At 42.8% G+C, this 16670-nt stretch carries 14 protein-coding genes and 1 riboswitch; of the genes, 12 read left to right on the top strand and 2 right to left on the bottom strand.

The window, feature by feature from the left end:
- Positions 1 to 92 precede the first annotated feature (92 nt).
- A riboswitch (cobalamin riboswitch) is annotated at positions 93 to 285 on the top strand.
- Positions 286 to 488: 203 nt separating this feature from the next.
- The 7 genes from ACYQ5K_RS01530 to ACYQ5K_RS01500 all read left to right on the top strand — a co-directional run bounded on the left by ACYQ5K_RS01530 (position 489) and on the right by ACYQ5K_RS01500 (position 7140).
- Positions 489 to 1688 carry a sirohydrochlorin cobaltochelatase gene (locus ACYQ5K_RS01530; protein ID WP_195231602.1) on the top strand — a complete coding sequence of 400 codons (1200 nt, stop codon included), beginning with the start codon at positions 489 to 491 and terminating at the stop codon, positions 1686 to 1688.
- A gap of 21 nt (positions 1689 to 1709) precedes the next feature.
- Positions 1710 to 2240 (top strand): hypothetical protein, encoded by a 531-nt coding sequence (locus ACYQ5K_RS01525; RefSeq protein ID WP_173689224.1) that lies wholly within the window; start codon positions 1710 to 1712, stop codon positions 2238 to 2240.
- Between the two features lie 245 nt (positions 2241 to 2485).
- Positions 2486 to 2755, top strand: coding sequence for an FmdB family zinc ribbon protein (locus ACYQ5K_RS01520; RefSeq protein WP_173689225.1), 270 nt, complete (start codon positions 2486 to 2488; stop codon positions 2753 to 2755).
- Positions 2756 to 2815: 60 nt separating this feature from the next.
- Positions 2816 to 3724 carry a LysR family transcriptional regulator gene (locus ACYQ5K_RS01515; protein WP_459777209.1) on the top strand — a complete coding sequence of 303 codons (909 nt, stop codon included), beginning with the start codon at positions 2816 to 2818 and terminating at the stop codon, positions 3722 to 3724.
- 259 nt (positions 3725 to 3983) lie between these two features.
- A complete protein-coding gene (locus tag ACYQ5K_RS01510; RefSeq protein ID WP_022220060.1) occupies positions 3984 to 4508 on the top strand; it encodes a C-GCAxxG-C-C family protein in 525 nt (174 codons plus the stop codon).
- Between the two features lie 47 nt (positions 4509 to 4555).
- The gene (locus ACYQ5K_RS01505; protein WP_173689228.1) at positions 4556 to 5476 is read left to right on the top strand and encodes a TDT family transporter; all 921 of its coding nucleotides are present in this window, start codon (positions 4556 to 4558) and stop codon (positions 5474 to 5476) included.
- A 413-nt stretch (positions 5477 to 5889) separates the two neighbouring features.
- The gene (locus tag ACYQ5K_RS01500) at positions 5890 to 7140 is read left to right on the top strand and encodes a saccharopine dehydrogenase family protein (RefSeq protein WP_173689229.1); all 1251 of its coding nucleotides are present in this window, start codon (positions 5890 to 5892) and stop codon (positions 7138 to 7140) included.
- A gap of 107 nt (positions 7141 to 7247) precedes the next feature.
- On the opposite strand, the gene ACYQ5K_RS01495 is transcribed toward ACYQ5K_RS01500, so the two are convergent.
- Positions 7248 to 8123, bottom strand: a complete 876-nt coding sequence (locus ACYQ5K_RS01495; protein ID WP_008368761.1) for a LysR family transcriptional regulator — start codon at positions 8121 to 8123, stop codon at positions 7248 to 7250.
- Between the two features lie 286 nt (positions 8124 to 8409).
- Between ACYQ5K_RS01495 and ilvD the strand changes: the two genes are divergently transcribed.
- The 4 genes from ilvD (at position 8410) to ACYQ5K_RS01475 (ending at position 13972) form a co-directional block, all read left to right on the top strand.
- Complete coding sequence (ilvD, locus tag ACYQ5K_RS01490) at positions 8410 to 10092, top strand: dihydroxy-acid dehydratase (RefSeq protein WP_173689230.1); 1683 nt, start codon at positions 8410 to 8412, stop codon at positions 10090 to 10092.
- Between the two features lie 31 nt (positions 10093 to 10123).
- Complete coding sequence (locus ACYQ5K_RS01485; protein ID WP_173689231.1) at positions 10124 to 11110, top strand: ornithine cyclodeaminase family protein; 987 nt, start codon at positions 10124 to 10126, stop codon at positions 11108 to 11110.
- Positions 11111 to 11229: 119 nt separating this feature from the next.
- Positions 11230 to 12642, top strand: coding sequence for an alanine/glycine:cation symporter family protein (locus ACYQ5K_RS01480; RefSeq protein ID WP_173689232.1), 1413 nt, complete (start codon positions 11230 to 11232; stop codon positions 12640 to 12642).
- Positions 12629 to 13972, top strand: a complete 1344-nt coding sequence (locus ACYQ5K_RS01475) for an MATE family efflux transporter (protein WP_173689233.1) — start codon at positions 12629 to 12631, stop codon at positions 13970 to 13972. The genes ACYQ5K_RS01480 and ACYQ5K_RS01475 overlap by 14 nt, the downstream gene beginning before the upstream one ends.
- 100 nt (positions 13973 to 14072) lie before the next feature.
- Here the strand turns inward: ACYQ5K_RS01475 and ACYQ5K_RS01470 are convergent, their stop codons facing one another.
- A complete protein-coding gene (locus ACYQ5K_RS01470; RefSeq protein WP_173689234.1) occupies positions 14073 to 14993 on the bottom strand; it encodes an aldo/keto reductase in 921 nt (306 codons plus the stop codon).
- A gap of 365 nt (positions 14994 to 15358) precedes the next feature.
- On the opposite strand from ACYQ5K_RS01470, the gene ACYQ5K_RS01465 reads away from it, so the two are divergent.
- Complete coding sequence (locus tag ACYQ5K_RS01465; RefSeq protein WP_459777208.1) at positions 15359 to 16624, top strand: NBR1-Ig-like domain-containing protein; 1266 nt, start codon at positions 15359 to 15361, stop codon at positions 16622 to 16624.
- Positions 16625 to 16670: the final 46 nt, after the last annotated feature.

Raw genomic sequence — 16670 nt, 5'->3', positions numbered from 1 at the left:
TGTGTAATGCAAAACTCCTCTTGACATTTCGGGAGAGTAAGTTTCTTGACACTGCTCATAAGCCTGTGCTAGAATAGGCTTGTTTCAAAAAAATACATACAGATGCGTAAGGTGTCAATCAGGCAGAATGTCTGGATTGGTGAAAAGGGAAACAGGTGCAAGTCCTGTGCGAACTCGTCACCGTAATTTGCAAGCTTTGGCTGTTGTACCACTGGGAAACCGGGAAGGAAAGCCACAAGCGTCTGAGCAATCAGTCGGGAGACCTGCCTTTCGCAGTACGGGAACGGAAAGTTCATGCCACGAGTAACTGGCAGTACGAAAGACAGAGACTTTGGACTGATTCTGCACAGAGCAGAAGGTCAGTTTCTTTTTTGTACGCCCTCGTTATAGAATACGGGGGATTTTTTGTGTTTGCGAAAAATATGCTGTAAAGTGTGCGTGGAAATTTTTGATTCCTGAATGTATGACAAAAGTCAGGGAGGATCAAGATGAAAAAACGAGTATTAGTTGCATTACTTGCAACAGCACTTACTGTATCCATGATGGCTGGATGCGGAAACAAAAAGACCGAAGATACTTCTTCTGCAAAAACAGAGGAAACTTCAAAGGACAGCGATCAGGAGGCGGCAGACAAAGTGGCAAAGCTGATCGATGACATTTATGTACAGGAAAGAACAGATAAGACAGATGAACAGTGCAAAGCTGCAAAAGAAGCATGGGATAAGCTTACCGATGCACAGAAAGAGCTGGTAGAAGGCGAGAACGCTGACCCGGATTATTTCGGAAGAGATACAGGTGATGCATCGAAAGATGATCCGCTGAACGAAGATAATATTGGAGAAAATGAAATTCTGGTTGTAAGCTTTGGTACATCCTTCAATGACAGCCGTGCAAAGGATATCGGCGGTATCGAAAAAGCACTTCAGGCAGCATATCCGGACTGGTCTGTAAGAAGAGCATTTACAGCACAGATCATCATCAATCATGTACAGGCCCGTGATGATGAAAAGATCGATAACATGGATCAGGCACTGGAAAGAGCAATCGACAACGGGGTTAAGAACCTGGTCGTACAGCCGACACATCTGATGCATGGCGCAGAGTATGATGAGCTGACAGAAGCAGTTGAGAGTTACAAAGATAAATTTGAATCTGTAAAAATTGCAGAACCGCTTCTTGGTGAAGTAGGAACAGATGAGACAGCAGTTAATGAAGATAAAGCAGAAGTTGCAGAAGCAATCACTTCAGAAGCTGTTAAGACAGCTGGATTTGACAGCCTCGATGCAGCTAAGGAAGATGGAACAGCTTTTGTATTCATGGGACATGGAACTTCTCATACAGCAAAGATCAGTTACTCTCAGATGCAGACCCAGATGAATGATCTTGGTTATGACAATGTATTTATCGGAACTGTAGAAGGTGAACCGGAAGATACATCTTGTGAAGCAGTCATCGGAAAGCTTAAAGCTGCAGGATACAAGAAAGTAATCCTTCGTCCTCTGATGGTTGTAGCAGGAGACCATGCAAACAACGATATGGCAGGCGATGATGACGATTCCTGGAAGAGCCAGTTTGAAGCATCGGGAGCATTTAACAGCATTGATACACAGATCGCAGGTCTTGGTGGAATCGATGCAATCCAGCAGATCTATGTAGCACATACACAGGCTGCAATTGATGCAGAATAATATAAAAGAGGGAATTAGAATATGAAGAAAAAACTGTTAGTATTGGTACTTTCTGCTGTAATGGCAGTGGGAATGATGAGTGGATGCGGTGCGAAGTCAGACACATCGGATGGGGAAGCAAAGGTGGAACAGGAAGCTTCTTCAAAGGAAGACAAAAAGGAAGAGACACCAAAGTGTGAACTGGAAGATGGAACTTACACAGCAGAGTTCAAGACTGACAGTGGAATGTTTCATGTAAATGAAGCGAATGACGGAAAAGGAACACTTACGGTAAAAGACGGTAAAATGACGATTCATGTCAGTCTTCATTCCAAACATATCGTAAATCTGTTTGTTGGAAAAGCAAAGGATGCGAAAAAAGACGGAGCAGAGCTGCTGGAACCTACCACAGATACGGTGACATACAGTAATGGTGATACCGAAGAGGTCTATGGATTTGATATTCCGGTTCCGGAGTTGGACAAAGAGTTTGATGTTGCTCTTATCGGAACCAAAGGTGTCTGGTATGATCACAAAGTAAGTGTGACAGATCCGGTGAAAGTTGAAGAATAAATGGATGAGTGAAAGGACTGTTTTCCTGAAATGGAAAATAGTTCTTTCTTTTTATTTTTATAAGGTATTTTTCACGGAAATCAGGAATGTGCCAGAGAACATTATGAGTTTGTATATGAATCAGGACAAATCTATACTTTTATATGTCAAATAGTGTATACTAAGCGGTGAAGGGGAATGCGAAAGAGGCAAAACATTTTGTATATCGTAAAGGAAATAAGACACAGAAAGGAAGTTAAAATACAATGTACTATGTACCAGACGGCACGAAAGAGTGCGGATTTTATGAATGTAAGAAATGTGGCAATCGTTTTTTGTCTTTACAGACAATGAAAAGAATCCCTTGTCCGGAATGTGAGGCAGAGATCGACTATGAAATCGGACCGGACGAATCCATGGAAGATGTTTTTGATACGGCAGAATTACTGGAAAAGATCGTTGGTGAAGAAGAGGTTGAGAAGATGGACGGACTTCTCAGTCTTGCGATTACCGATGGAGATTGCAACTGGATTTAATTTTTTAGGTAAAATTGTTGAATGGTGGTCAGGATGAATAGTAAAAGAGGAAGAAAATAGATGGATATTCATGATTTGAAAATATTTCTGACGATCGCGCAGGAAGGCAGTGTTTCCAAAGCATCCAAACTTCTTTATATGACACCGCAGGGAACAAGTAAGGTACTGAAAAACCTTGAAACAGAAATGGGATGCCAGCTGTTTATCCGGGATAAGTCAGGGATGAAGCTTACAGAGAGCGGAGAAAGATTTCGCGAGTATGCGCTGAAGGATGTAGACGATTACTATCAGGTAAAGAAAGATATCCTGCATATCGAGCAGAGGCAGAAGAAGGTTGTTGATCTTCTGTCAGCATATGGAATCTTGCGTCTGCTTACGCCGGACTGTCTTGTGGCATTTAGGGAAAAGTATTCGGATATCGAATTCCATTACCGGGAATATCCGGATCTTCCAGTCGAACAGCTTTTTGCCGGTAATGAAGGAAATGTGGCATTTTCCATCGGAGATTTTGATGAGCATTTATATCAGGTTGTGCCGCTGGAAACATTTCCAATCAAGCTTCTGGTTAATGAAAAGCATCCTCTTGCACAGCGAGAAAGTGTCACAATTGAAGATCTGCAGGGAGAGCCGATGTTTATTGAGAGCAGTCAGTTCCATATCTATCACTTGATCACGGAAAGATGTGAGGAGGCAGGATTTGAACCGGATATTATTTTCCAGACCAGCGGTTTCAGTTTGTGCCATAAGATGGTGAAAGCAAACAAAGGAATCTCGGTTGCGGTAGATTTTGTCTTTGATGATATGCGGGAAGATGGTTTGAAACTGATTCCGTTTTCGGATGGAAATTATGAGTGGAAGGCCTGCATGCTTACCAGACGGGATGAAGAAGAGAACGAAGGCGTACAGTGTTTTCGGAAGCATGTGCAGGAATGGCTGCAGAAGATCCGCTCCGGAGAGATTATACGATAAGAAAAAAGTTGCTAAGAAGTAACGAAAAGTTGCAGGCGAGTCACAAACTATACAGAATGCATGAAAAAGCAGAGTATAGTTTGTGATTTTTTTGTCGACATTTTCGCTTAAATAGAAAGTAACTATAATAATGGAATATTTATAGAAAAAATGAATTTGAATAAAATGCACAAAAGAATATAATAATAATACATGGATGCTGGCAGAATATACAAATAATCGCGCCGGCACAAATATAATTTTACAGGAGGTTTTGAAAATGAATATTGGGGTAACAGAAATCAGTCCAAGAGAGGTACAGAGAAAGGCAGAAAAATGTTTTAAAGATGGATATTACTGCTGTGAAGCTCTGGTCAGCACAATCCGTGATGAATTCAAACTGGATGTGCCGAAAGAAGTTGTAGCTATGGCATCCGGAATGGCAGTAGGAGCAGGAAAATCCGGATGTGTCTGTGGTGCATTTAATGGAGGAATTCTTGCACTTGGAATGTTCTTTGGACGTACCGAGCAGGATGGACCGACTAACCCGAAGAGTATCAAATGTATGGAGCTTACACACGAACTTCATGACTGGTTCAAGAAGGCAAATGGTAAAAATGCGATCTGCTGCAGAGTTCTGACAAAGGAATTCAATATGGGACAGGGCGAACACAAAGAACAGTGCATTTATTTCACAGGACTTTGTGCTTGGAAGGTAGCACAGATCGTCTGTCGTGAGCTCGGCATCAAGAATCTGGATGAAATTGATGAACCGTGCGAAAGAAGAAAAATTGCAGATATCTAAATGAAGTGGTAACGACAGCCGCTTGATGAGAGAAAGGGAAAGAAACAATGAAAGACGTAATTAAGAAAGTACCGATTCCGCTTTGTGGAGTCATGCTTGGCGCGGCAGCACTTGGAAATTTACTTCAGAGCTATTCAGAAGGAATCCGTTATGTATGCGGTATATTCGCAGCATTTCTTCTGATACTGGTGCTTTTGAAGCTGATCATGTTCCCGGGAGCAGTGAAAGAAGATATGGGAAATCCGATCATGGCAAGCGTATCCGGAACATTTCCGATGGCACTTATGATTCTCAGTACTTATGTAAAACCGTTTATCGGAAAGGCAGCTTATTACATATGGCTTCTGGCAATCATTCTTCACATCATTCTGATCATATACTTTACGGTGAAGTTTGTTCTGAAACTTCAGATGCCGAAAGTATTTGCAAGCTATTATATTGTATATGTAGGAATCGCTGTAGCGGCTGTTACAGCACCGGCTTATGAGCAGCTTGGAATCGGAACCGCAGCATTCTGGTTTGGATTTGTAACACTGATCGTACTTCTTGTACTTGTAACCTATCGTTATGTGAAGTTTAAAGAAGTGCCGGATCCGGCAAAACCGCTGATCTGTATCTACGCAGCACCGACCAGCCTGTGTATTGCAGGTTATGTACAGTCCGTAACACCGAAATCATACGGATTTTTGATGGCAATGTTTGTAGTGGCAACTGTTATTTACATTTTCGCACTGGTAAAAGCAGTTGGCTATCTGAAGATGCCATTCTTCCCAAGCTATGCAGCATTCACATTCCCATTTGTTATCAGCGCAATCGCAAGTAAACAGACGATGGCATGCGCAGCAAATATGGGACATCCAATGCCGTTCCTTCAGTATGTAGTTCTGATCGAGACGATCATTGCGGTAGCACTTGTTGTTTACACATATATCCGTTTCATGGGAGCTATTTTCGGAGGAAAGAAATAAAAGATTTGACCGGATGGACAAAAAAGGGTAAACTTAAGTTTATCAAGAATATGTCGGATGAGGGACGTCCTAGACACCGCAAGGGGCCGAAGAAGCAAAGCGTAAGGTAAACATCTTCCTTTCGTGGAAACTGACAGGCAAAAAGGAAGGCGACCTGACGAATCTTTGGAGAGTGTGCAAAGAAAGCACCACCTACGAGGCTAGAACCAACTGGTAAAAGGACAGAGAAAACAGATGAACGATTTTTTCGTGCATCTGTTTTTTTCTGTCCTTTTTATATGGGCACTTATATGAGATGAGACTGTTAGCAGGCGGTATGTGGTGGTATACAAAAGTATTATCTGAGGAAGAAAGGAAAGGGCATTTTTTGAAAAAAATTTGACAGAAGAAAAGGAAAAGCAGGAGGAAAAAAGATGAGAATGATGCTTGTAGGAGCCGGTGCTGTCGGTGAAAGTATTTTAAAAGTAATGCAGTGGAGAGATCCGAAGGGAGAATGGCTGGAATATGTCCTGGTCTGTGATTATGATCTAAAAAGGGCAGAAGAAGTTGTTACTATGATGAAGGGGGATACCCGTTTTGAAGCCTCTAAGATCGATGCGACAAATACAGAGGAAATGGCAGAAATGATCCGGGAGCATAAAATTGATTTTGTGATGGATGCGGCGCCGCCCTTTGCAAGTAATATGATTTTTGACGCTGCGTTTAAAACAGGTGCAGACTACGGAAGTATGGGAACCTGGTCTGTTCCGATGGAACATCCTGCGTATGGTCTCGGAATCGAGAACAGCTATACAGAACCAATGACAAAATATAATTTTGACCGCCATGAAGCCTGGAAGAAGCAGGGGAATATGGCTGTGATCTGTATGGGGATAGATCCGGGTGTTGTAAATGTATTTGCAAAATACGCAGCGACAGAACTTTTGGATGAGATTACAGAGGTTCATGTAAAAGACGGCGGAAATCTGTCTGTTCCGGGCGCAGATCCGGATGATATCATGTTTGGATTCAACGTGTGGACTGTGCTGGATGAGGTAATGAACCCGAATGTTGAGTATGATGAGGAAAAGGGCGGATTTATCGTAGAAAAAGCGTTTGCCGGACAGGAAGTATATGAGATGCCGGAAGGAGTTGGCGCAAATACGCTGGTCAAAGTTGAGCATGAGGAAGTCGTGACGATGGCACGCTACTTAAGCCAGTATGGATTGAAAAAGGCAACCTTCAAGATCAGTCTTGATGAGAATCTGATCACGGCACTTAAGGTGCTGGATAAGCTGGGACTTCGCAGTATCAAGCCGATGCAGGTAGGGGATGTGAAAGTAGTTCCACGAGATGTGGTTGCAGCGTGTGCGCCGCAGCCAAAAGATATCGGAGATGAGATGACTGGAAAAATGCTGGTCGGAGTACAGTGTATCGGAAAGAAAGATGGAAAGGAAAAAGAATATTTCCTGTATCAGCCATTTGATAATCAGGAGTCTATCGAAAGATGGGGAACCCAGGCTGTTACCGCCCAGACAGGATTTGGAGCAGCACTTGCACTGGAGCTGATCGGAAGAGGAATCTGGAAAGAAGCTGGGGTCTATGCACCGGAATATTTTGATCCGAAACCATACCTTGAATTAATGAAAGAAAGTGGTTATAAATACGGAATTATAGAGAAATAATCTGGATGCGCTCAGAGATGGTCTGAGAAAATAAACAAAATAAAGTTACGCGCAAAACGGCACAAAGTCATAGCAGAACTTTGTGCCGTTTTGCGTGTGACAGGAAATCAGATCAGCTTACATTCTTTGGCCCATTTAGTAACAAAGGTAAGAAACTTATCAAGTGCAGGAGAGAGTTCAGGTGTATCCAGATAGGCCACGGACAGATTCCTGCGGAAGTGTTCGGTAAAGGAACGGACACAGACATTGAATGGAATATTATGGAGCAGAAGTTTGGGAAGTACAGTGATGCCAAAGCCCTGTTCCACCATTTTAATCGCAGTATAGTCCTCATTGATCCGGAATCTTACGTTAGGGGTGATATGGTTTAAGCGGAATAATTTTCCGGTTTCATAATCAAAATCATCGGCGGAGAGAACAAAATCCTGTCCGTCAATATCGGCAAAAGATACCGTCAGCTGATCGGCAAGAGGATGGTCCAGGGAAGTAACCAGAACCAGTTCATCGGTGCCGACAGGCAGATTTGGAAAATCCTTTGCAACATATTGCGAAACAAAAATACAGTCCAGTTCTTTTTTTCGAAGTTTTTCCGTCAGGTTCTGAAATCCGTCAACATAGAGCCGAAAGGTGATATTCGGGTATTCGGCGGAAAAATTTTTCAGTACTCCGGGGAGCCAGTTATAGGCAATGCTTTGCACCGTTCCGATGCGGATAAAGCCACTGTCCAGATTGTTGATATTTGAGACAATCTGATCGATCCGTGTATTGGCGGAGCGGATATGCATAAGTTCTTCAAAGATGGGTTCTGTCCCGGGAAGTGCTTCCATTCCGTTTTTTGAACGCTTGAACAGCTTGAGACCAATCTCTTTTTCATAATTGCGAATGGTCTGGCTGACAGCTGACTGTGTGTAGTTGTGTTTTTGAGCAGCTTTTGAGATGCTCTGATTCTCATAGACATCAAGAATCACATCGTATTTAGACATGATGTAACCTCCCGTGGTGTTGATAAACAATGCTCTTTTACTATCTTACTTAATATAAGGAAGATAATCAATATCCGCGGGATTTTATTATAAATTTTTTTAAAATCAAACATAAGAAAAAGTGAAAATATAAGCGCAAATCAAAGAGTTAATATTGTATTAAGAAAAAGTGAAATCTGATATCAGTTTTACAGACTTTTCAATGACCGGAAACTGGAATAGCATAGAGGAGGGGAATGAAATTCAAAGGCTTTTAACATGTATCATGAATTAAAGGAGAAGAATAATGGGATACGATTACTGGAACGGAACAGAAGCGGCACACCGCCGTGTTATGATGAAGGCGGCAGGATATTCGGATGAGGATATCCGCCAGAAACCGCATATCGGAATACCGAATTCTTACATGGCAGGTTCTCCCGGAACTGCGCATCTTCGCCAGGTGACAGAGGCTGTAAAAGAGGGAATCTGGGCAGCAGGAGGAATCCCGGTAGAATTCGGAATCCCGGCTACTTGCGGAAATGTGGCAAATGGTGCGGATGAGATGAAGTATGAGCAGGTAGGAAGAGATATCGTGGCAATGTCCATCGAATTTGTATCCAGAATACATAATTTCGATGCGATCTGCTGTGTGGCATCCTGTGATCTGATTATTGCCGGATGTTATCTGGCAGCATGCAGACTGGATATTCCGGCCCTGGTAGTGACCGGGGGATCAATGCAGGCCGGAAATTACTGCGGTAAGACAGTTGTAGAGGCAGATCTGGATGCAGCAAGATTCTCAGATGCTTCTGAGGCAGAATTATTTGAAATGGAAGAAAGTGTCTGCCCTTCATTTGGTGCCTGCCCTTCCATGGGAACAGCGAACACGATGCAGATGTTAGGTGAGGTATTGAACCTTGTTATGCCGGGAACATCTACGATTCCTGCATCAGATAATGCAAGACTTCGTGCTGCAAGAACAGCAGGAAAATACATGGTACAGCTTGCCAGGTCCGGAAAGACACCAAAAGATCTGATCACCAAAGATGTTCTGGAAAATGCGATCATGTTTGATATGGCAGTTGCAGGATCTACCAATGCGGTACTTCATATCCTGGCATACGCATATGAACTTGGTATTAAGCTTACACTGGCAGAGTTTGAAAAGTATGCGAAGGAAATTTACTGCATCAATGCAGTGATTCCAAGCGGACCGTATACAGTTGTAGATTTTCATTATGCCGGCGGTGTAAAGCAGGTCATGAAGCAGCTTGCCGGTAAAATCCACACTGACGCGCCGACGATTTACGGGGATACAACTTGGGGTGAACTCCTCGATTCTGTGAAAAGCGCGCCAAATAAAGTCATTCATTCGCTGGAAGATCCTGTAGCAAAAGAACCGGGACTTAAAATCATGCGGGGAAATATTTCACCGGCAGGAGCGATTGTACGTCCGACAGCAGTATATGAAGAAGTAAAATACATCAAAGGTGCGGCAAAAGTGTATGAATGCGATCAGGATGCGTATAAAGCCATTATGGCAGGCGAGATTGTCGCGGGGGACATTCTTGTTATCCGCTATGAAGGCTGTAAAGGAGCACCGGGTATGAAAGAGCTGATGCTTAGTATCGATGCTCTGATCGGACTTGGACTTGATAAAAAGGTCGGGCTTATCACAGACGCACGTTTCTCCGGATTCAACTACGGAGCAATCGTCGGACATGTTTCTCCGGAAGCCTATGACGGCGGTGTGATCGCTTTGATCGAAAATGGTGATGAAATTGAGATGGACATTGCAGGGGGAACCGTCAATCTTCTCGTATCCGATGAGATTTTAGCAGAAAGAAGAAAATCCTGGGTACGTCCGCCACTTAAGCAGCAGAAGGGTGTTTTAAATATTTACGCACAGAACTGCAGACCGGCAGAAGAAGGCGGTGCAATGCAGCCATGGGCACTGGATGCAGATTACGGATATCATCACGAATAAAAGTATTGATAAGGATAAGGAGAGAACGGGTATGTTATTGCTTTCAAAAGAGGATATTAAAAGTGTAATTACAATGAAAGACATGATCGAAGCGGACAAGCAGGCATTTAAAATGGTTGTCGATGGTACGGTAGATACACCGCTTCGTACAGTCATCAACGGAAAGTATGACGGTGCATTTCTGTTTATGCCGGCCTATGCTCCGGAATTAGATGCAGCAGCCATGAAGGTGATCAACATTTTTCCACACAATATCGATAACAATCTGATGACATCACCGGCGCAGACTATGCTGATCGACGGAAAGACAGGATATGTGATTGCGATGCTGGATGGAACTTATGTGACACAGCTTCGTACGGGGGCGTCTTCCGGTGCAGCATTTGATCTGCTTGGGAAAAAGGAATGTAAAAAAGGTGCAATGATCGGTACAGGGGGACAGGCAGCAGCTCAGCTTGAGGCAATGCTCGCAGCAAGAAAGCTGGAAGAAGTAAAGATCTTTGACCTGAATGAAGAAAGATGCAAAGCATTTGCCGAAGAAATGCAGAAGGAACTGGCAAAATATGGCGCGAAAATCATACCGGCTAAGGATTCAGATGACTGTATCGAAGATGCAGATCTTATTATTACTGTTACTCCTTCCGCAAAACCGGTATTTGACGGAACAAAGGTAAAGGCCGGTGCAACTATCAGCTGCGTAGGTACTTATGAACCTCATAAGCATGAGCTGGATCCGGCGGTTTTACCGAGAGCATCTAAGATCATCTGTGATTCAAAAGAGGCAGCACTTTCAGAGACGGGGGACCTTCTGATTCCGATCGCAGACGGAATCATTACAGAAGAGGATGTGCTTGGAAGCCTTGGAGATGTGATCAATGGAAAGATCAAAGGACGTGAAAATGACGAAGAAATTATCGTATATGAAACCGTAGGAGTTGCTGCACAGGATCTGGTAGCAGCGAAGGTGATTTATGATAAAGCGGTAGAAGCCGGAAAAGGACTTCGTTGGGGAGAATAATCCAAGAAGAGGATGTAAGTACAAAAAACACGGAATTTTCCGTGTTTTTTGTATTCTAAAGAATAGCTTTGTGATAAAATAGACGAGAACATTAATTTAAAGAAAAGGAAACGAGAGAAATGATAACTACATGGATTCAGGCAGTATACCAATTTTTATGGGGAGATCTTTTGAGGATACCACTTCCGGGAGACTCCTCTTTTGGTGTATCACTGCTTATTATTTTGCTGATCCCCACAGGAATTTATTTCACGATCAGAACAAGATTTTTGCCGGTTCGTCTTTTTGGCGATATGGTTCGCGCACTTACCGGGAAAAAGAAGGAGGATGACAGTTTGTCAACCTTTCAGACATTGATCGTCTCAACTGCAACAAGAGTCGGAATGGGGAATCTGGTTGGAGTAGTTGCTGCCGTTTCCGCAGGTGGTGCCGGTGCGGTTTTTTGGATGTGGATCACAGCGATTATCGGTTCTTCAACCGCATTTATCGAGGCAACGCTTGCACAGCTTTATAAAGAGAAAGATCCGCTTTACGGAGGCTACCGCGGAGGTCCGGCATACTATATGCATCATTATGCAGAGAGACGGACAGGAAAGACAAAGAAACATGTCTGTATTGCGGTGCTCTTTGCAATCTCAGGGCTCATCTGCTGGGCCGGGATCAGTCAGGTGATCAGTAATTCGGTTGCATCTTCTTTTGAAAATGCATTTGGGATTCCGCCAATTTTTACGACGGTGATTCTGGTAGCCGTTGCGGCAGTGATCGTACTGCGAAAAAATGCCACAGTAAAGGTGCTGGATATTCTGGTCCCAATCATGGCAGTCTGCTATTTTGTGATTACGATAGTCATTATCTTGTTGAATATCCGAAGCCTGCCGGGGGTATTTGAGCGGATTATCCAGGAAGCGTTTGGGATCCGTCAGGCAGCCGCCGGTGGGTTCGGCGCAGTTCTTATGAATGGTGTAAAAAGAGGGTTATTTTCAAATGAGGCAGGTTCCGGATCTGCTCCGTGCGCAGCTGCAGCTGCAGAATGTGATACGCCTGTAAAAGCAGGACTTATACAGGCACTTGGTGTATTTATAGATACAATTGTGATCTGCAGCTGTACGGCGATGATCATGCTTCTTGTGCCGGAAAAGATGATAGCAGGACTGGAAGGAATGGAGCTTTTGCAGACAGCAATGAATTATCATCTCGGTAAATTTGGCGTGATCTTTATTGCGGTTACGTTGTTCCTTTTCAGCTTTTCAACGTTTCTTGGAATCCTGTTTTATGCAAGAGGAAATGTGGCATATCTTTTAGGGGATAAGTGGTGCTGGCAGACAGCATATAAAATCCTCGCACTTGTGATGCTCTTTATCGGAGGAATTGCGGCTTACCATATTGTATGGGATCTTGGTGATGTGGGAATCGGACTTATGACGATTTTTAATATTGTGACTTTGTATCCTATGGGTGGAGAGGCATTGGAAGAATTGAGGAAGTACGAAAAAAATAAACAGCAGGAGGAACTGGAGGATGTCAAAAGATGAATATTTAATTACAGATGCGCCGCTTAAAGCGTTGACTGTTTTTGCAATGCCTATGATTTTAGGCAGCTTTTTTCAACAAGTATATAATATGGCTGATTCTATTATTGTGGGTCAGTTTGTTGGTTCGTCTGCGCTGGCGGCAGTCGGTGCCTGTGCTGCACTTACGAATGTCTTCATTTGTATAGCATTGGGTGCCGGTGTCGGTGCAGGAGTGCTCGTGAGCCGTTATTTTGGAGCCAGAGATTATAGTAAAATGAAAACAATTGTGTCAACATCACTGATCAGCTTCCTGATTCTAAGCGTACTTCTGGGTGTATTTGGCTTTTGTTTTTCCCATTCGATGATGAGTTTATTGCAGACACCTGCTGATATACTGGAGGAAGCAGTACTGTACCTTCGTGTTTATTTTGTGGGATTTCCGTTTTTGTTTATGTATAACATCCTTTCAACGATGTTTACCTCGATCGGTGAGTCAAAGATTCCGTTGGGACTGTTGATATTTTCTTCTATTTTGAATATTATTATGGATCTCTGGATGGTGGCCGGACTTGGTTTGGGGGTATTTGGTGCAGCCCTTGCAACCCTCATTGCACAGGGGATTTCAGCAGTGTTTTCACTTTTCATTTTCTTTAGCCGGATGCGCCGATATAAAAGTCGCTTTGACTGGTTTGATGGGAAGGAATTGCATTCCATGCTTCGGATCGCTGTACCATCTGTTCTTCAGCAGTCTACAGTGTCGATTGGCATGATGATCGTACAGGCAGTTGTAAATCCGTTCGGTACACAGGCACTTGCCGGTTATTCGGCAACGATGCGGGTAGAGAACGTTTTTTCACTGATCTTTGTATCCATTGGAAATGCAGTTTCACCGTATGTTTCCCAGAATCTTGGCGCAAAGAAATTGGAACGTATCAAAAAAGGATATCATGCGGCACTGGTGTTGGATTTATGTTTTGCAATTCTTGCTTTTATAGTCATTGAAACGCTTCATACGCAGATTTCCTCGTTATTCCTGGGGAAAGACGGAACCGCTCTGGCATATCAGGTGTCCGGGGATTATATGAGATGGCTTGGTTTCTTTTTCATCTTTATGGGTATCAAAATGGCAACAGATGGAGTCCTCCGTGGACTGGGAGTCATGCGCCCGTTTCTCGTCGCCAATATGGTAAACCTTGCGATCCGCCTGGCAGTTGCTTTGATTTTTGCACCTCGTTTTGGTATCGCATTTGTCTGGCTTGCCGTACCGGCTGGCTGGTTTGCCAATTTTGTGATTTCCTATGTGGCACTTAGAAAATCGTGGCCAACTGATAAAGCAGCTTCAGTTTGTTAACTGTCTGTTTATTCCGGAAATAGAATTACCCGCACCAACGGTGCGGGTAATAGCATAAGTTAGCAAGAATATAAAATCAGAAATATAATGCCGAAAATCCTTATGGAAGCGGATGACCTGCAGCCAGGTACAGCTCATACCATTCTTCGCGAGTCAGTGTTATCTCGCATGCTGCAATAATTTCTTTCAGGCGACTTTCGCTTGCGGTTCCGGTAATGATTTGCATATTTGCCGGGTGGCGTAAAATCCACGCAGCCGCAATGGTAGTGTCGCTGACATTATATTTTTCAGCCAGTACATGAAGCTTTTGATTCAGTTCCGGGTATTGGTCACTTCCGAGAAAGCATCCTTTCCATGCCGGCATCTGAAATGGTGACCAGGCCTGGAGGGTGATATCGTGGAGGCGGCAGTAGTCGAGCAGACTTCCGTCGTGGTCAATTGAACCAGGGGTTTCCATATTGACTTCCATGCCATTTGCAACAAGATTGGAAACCGGAATGCTGAATTGAACCTGGTTGACAACGAGCGGTTGGCGGACATACTTCTGTAGCAGTGCAATCTGCATCGGTTTGTGGTTTGAAACACCAAAATGGCGAACCTTTCCGCTCTCAAACAGAGTATCAAATGCGGCAGCAACCTCTTCCGGTTCTACGAGTGCATCCGGACGGTGGAGCAGCAGAAGATCGAGATAATCTGTCTGAAGCCGTTTTAAAATACCATCGACAGATTTCAAAATGTGCTCTTTTGAGAGGTCATAATAACCTTGACGGATGCCGCATTTTGACTGCAGGAAAATATCTTCCCGTTTCAGGGATGGATCGCCGGCAAAGGCTTCGCCGAACACGGTCTCGCTCATACCGCCGCCGTAGATATCCGCATGATCGAAGAAATATGCGCCCTGTTCCAACGCAGAGTGAATGAAATGGTTCATTTCCTCTTTCGATTTCTCAGAAAGTCGCATGCATCCGACTGCAATGGAAGGAATTTTTTGCAAATGATTGCCTAAAATAGTTTCTCTCATGATAAAAATCTCCTTTGTAATGATTTGATATTCGCGGAATTTTTCCGTAAAGCAAGTATGGAAGAAGTCCGGAAGTAAAGAAATAATAATTGTTATACTTTTGACACAAGCAAGCTTGCATCGGTTTTCTGACCTTTTGACCATGGTATCATCATATCATAGAAGCGCACTTGAGAGTCAATGAAAAAGTGATAAAAACGAAATTCCTACGAACTGTGAAGTTAAGCAGTTTGTAGGAATTTTTTTGGAAAAAATTACAACCTGAAAATCAATGTAAATACAACCTTATAATGTTAAAATAAATATGCATATTCAACAAATTTGTTGAAAAATAATGGTGCTTGAATAAAGGAGGGACAGCCGGAATGAATTTAAAAGAAGTTTACGAGATTTTTTATCCGGGCAAATGTAAAGAAAATCCATCTGTGTGGAATGTTCCCCCAAAATACCGTTCGAAAAAAGATTTTTTTGAAGAACTTCTCCCGATGGAAATACGATGGATCAATTGTAAAATCTGGAATGATAAAGCGCGAAGAAGCAGATTTTTTTCGGATTGTAAAGGAGAAACCCGATATATTGCATCATTGCGCACATTTTTATTCGAACAACCATGGACTATTTCGAGGATAGAAGGAAAAGCGAATGAGCTTTTGAGTGGTCAGATTTCTGAAAAGGCTATGAATGAAAGCTTTTTACAAATTGTAGAGAAAGAAGGAATCGAGATTTCGAGGAAGCTTAGATCATATTTGTTTGATGACGAGACAAATCAGTTGAAAACAAAAATGGGGAACGTACTGATGTTTTATGTTCTACTGGCTATTTTACCGGAAGAAATTAATCAGATTTACGTACAGTATTTGTATAATCAAGAACAGAGTGCGCATCTTAAGGAAGAAGAGGACAGTAATGGTGCAGCGATAAAAGATGCTGCATTATTTCAATATGAATATCCACCGGATATGAGCATTGTATCGCCGGGAGAAAAAATAAATCATACATGGGTAATCAAAAATGTAGGGGATACTCTATGGGAGAATCGATATTATGAATGTAATCAGTCTATGATGGAATTAGATGAAAAAAACAGAATTCTTCGGATTCCGAAATTTGTTTACCCGGGAGATAAAGTGTCTCCAAGTGTATCATTTTATGCACCGGACAAACCGGGAACTTATGTCATGAACTGGAAAATGAAGGATAGCAAAGGAAAGATTGTTTTCCCGGACAAATTGGGAATAGGATTGCATTTCATGGTAATGGATTTTGAAGAGGATAAAGCAATCCGGGGTGAAAATTATAATGTGATAGAAGAAATACCTCGACTTCCTGTACCGATTATTGCAGGAAATTTGTATTCTCACACCTGGATTATTCAAAATACAGGAACAACTATTTGGAATGAGTATTATTTGGAGTGTATCAATGGAGATAACTTTTCGTATGTGAGAAAGGAATTATGCGTACCACTTAAAGCGCATGTTATGCCGGGAGAAAAAATCTCCGTTAAAGTGGAATTCGCAACGCCACCGATAGAAGGTATCTATACTATGGTCTGGCAAATTATGAAAAAAGACGGAACACCGGCGTTTGAAAAAAACAGGAGACTGGAGGTTCTGTTGAATCTGATGTAAAAGATGTCGGAAGCCATTTGTTTAGAGGAAGGAATCAGAGGAACAG

It is taken from the genome of Allocoprococcus similis (assembly GCF_054660775.1).
Note: the sequence above shows the minus strand (reverse complement) of the source record. Positions and strands in the feature narration are given on the sequence as shown.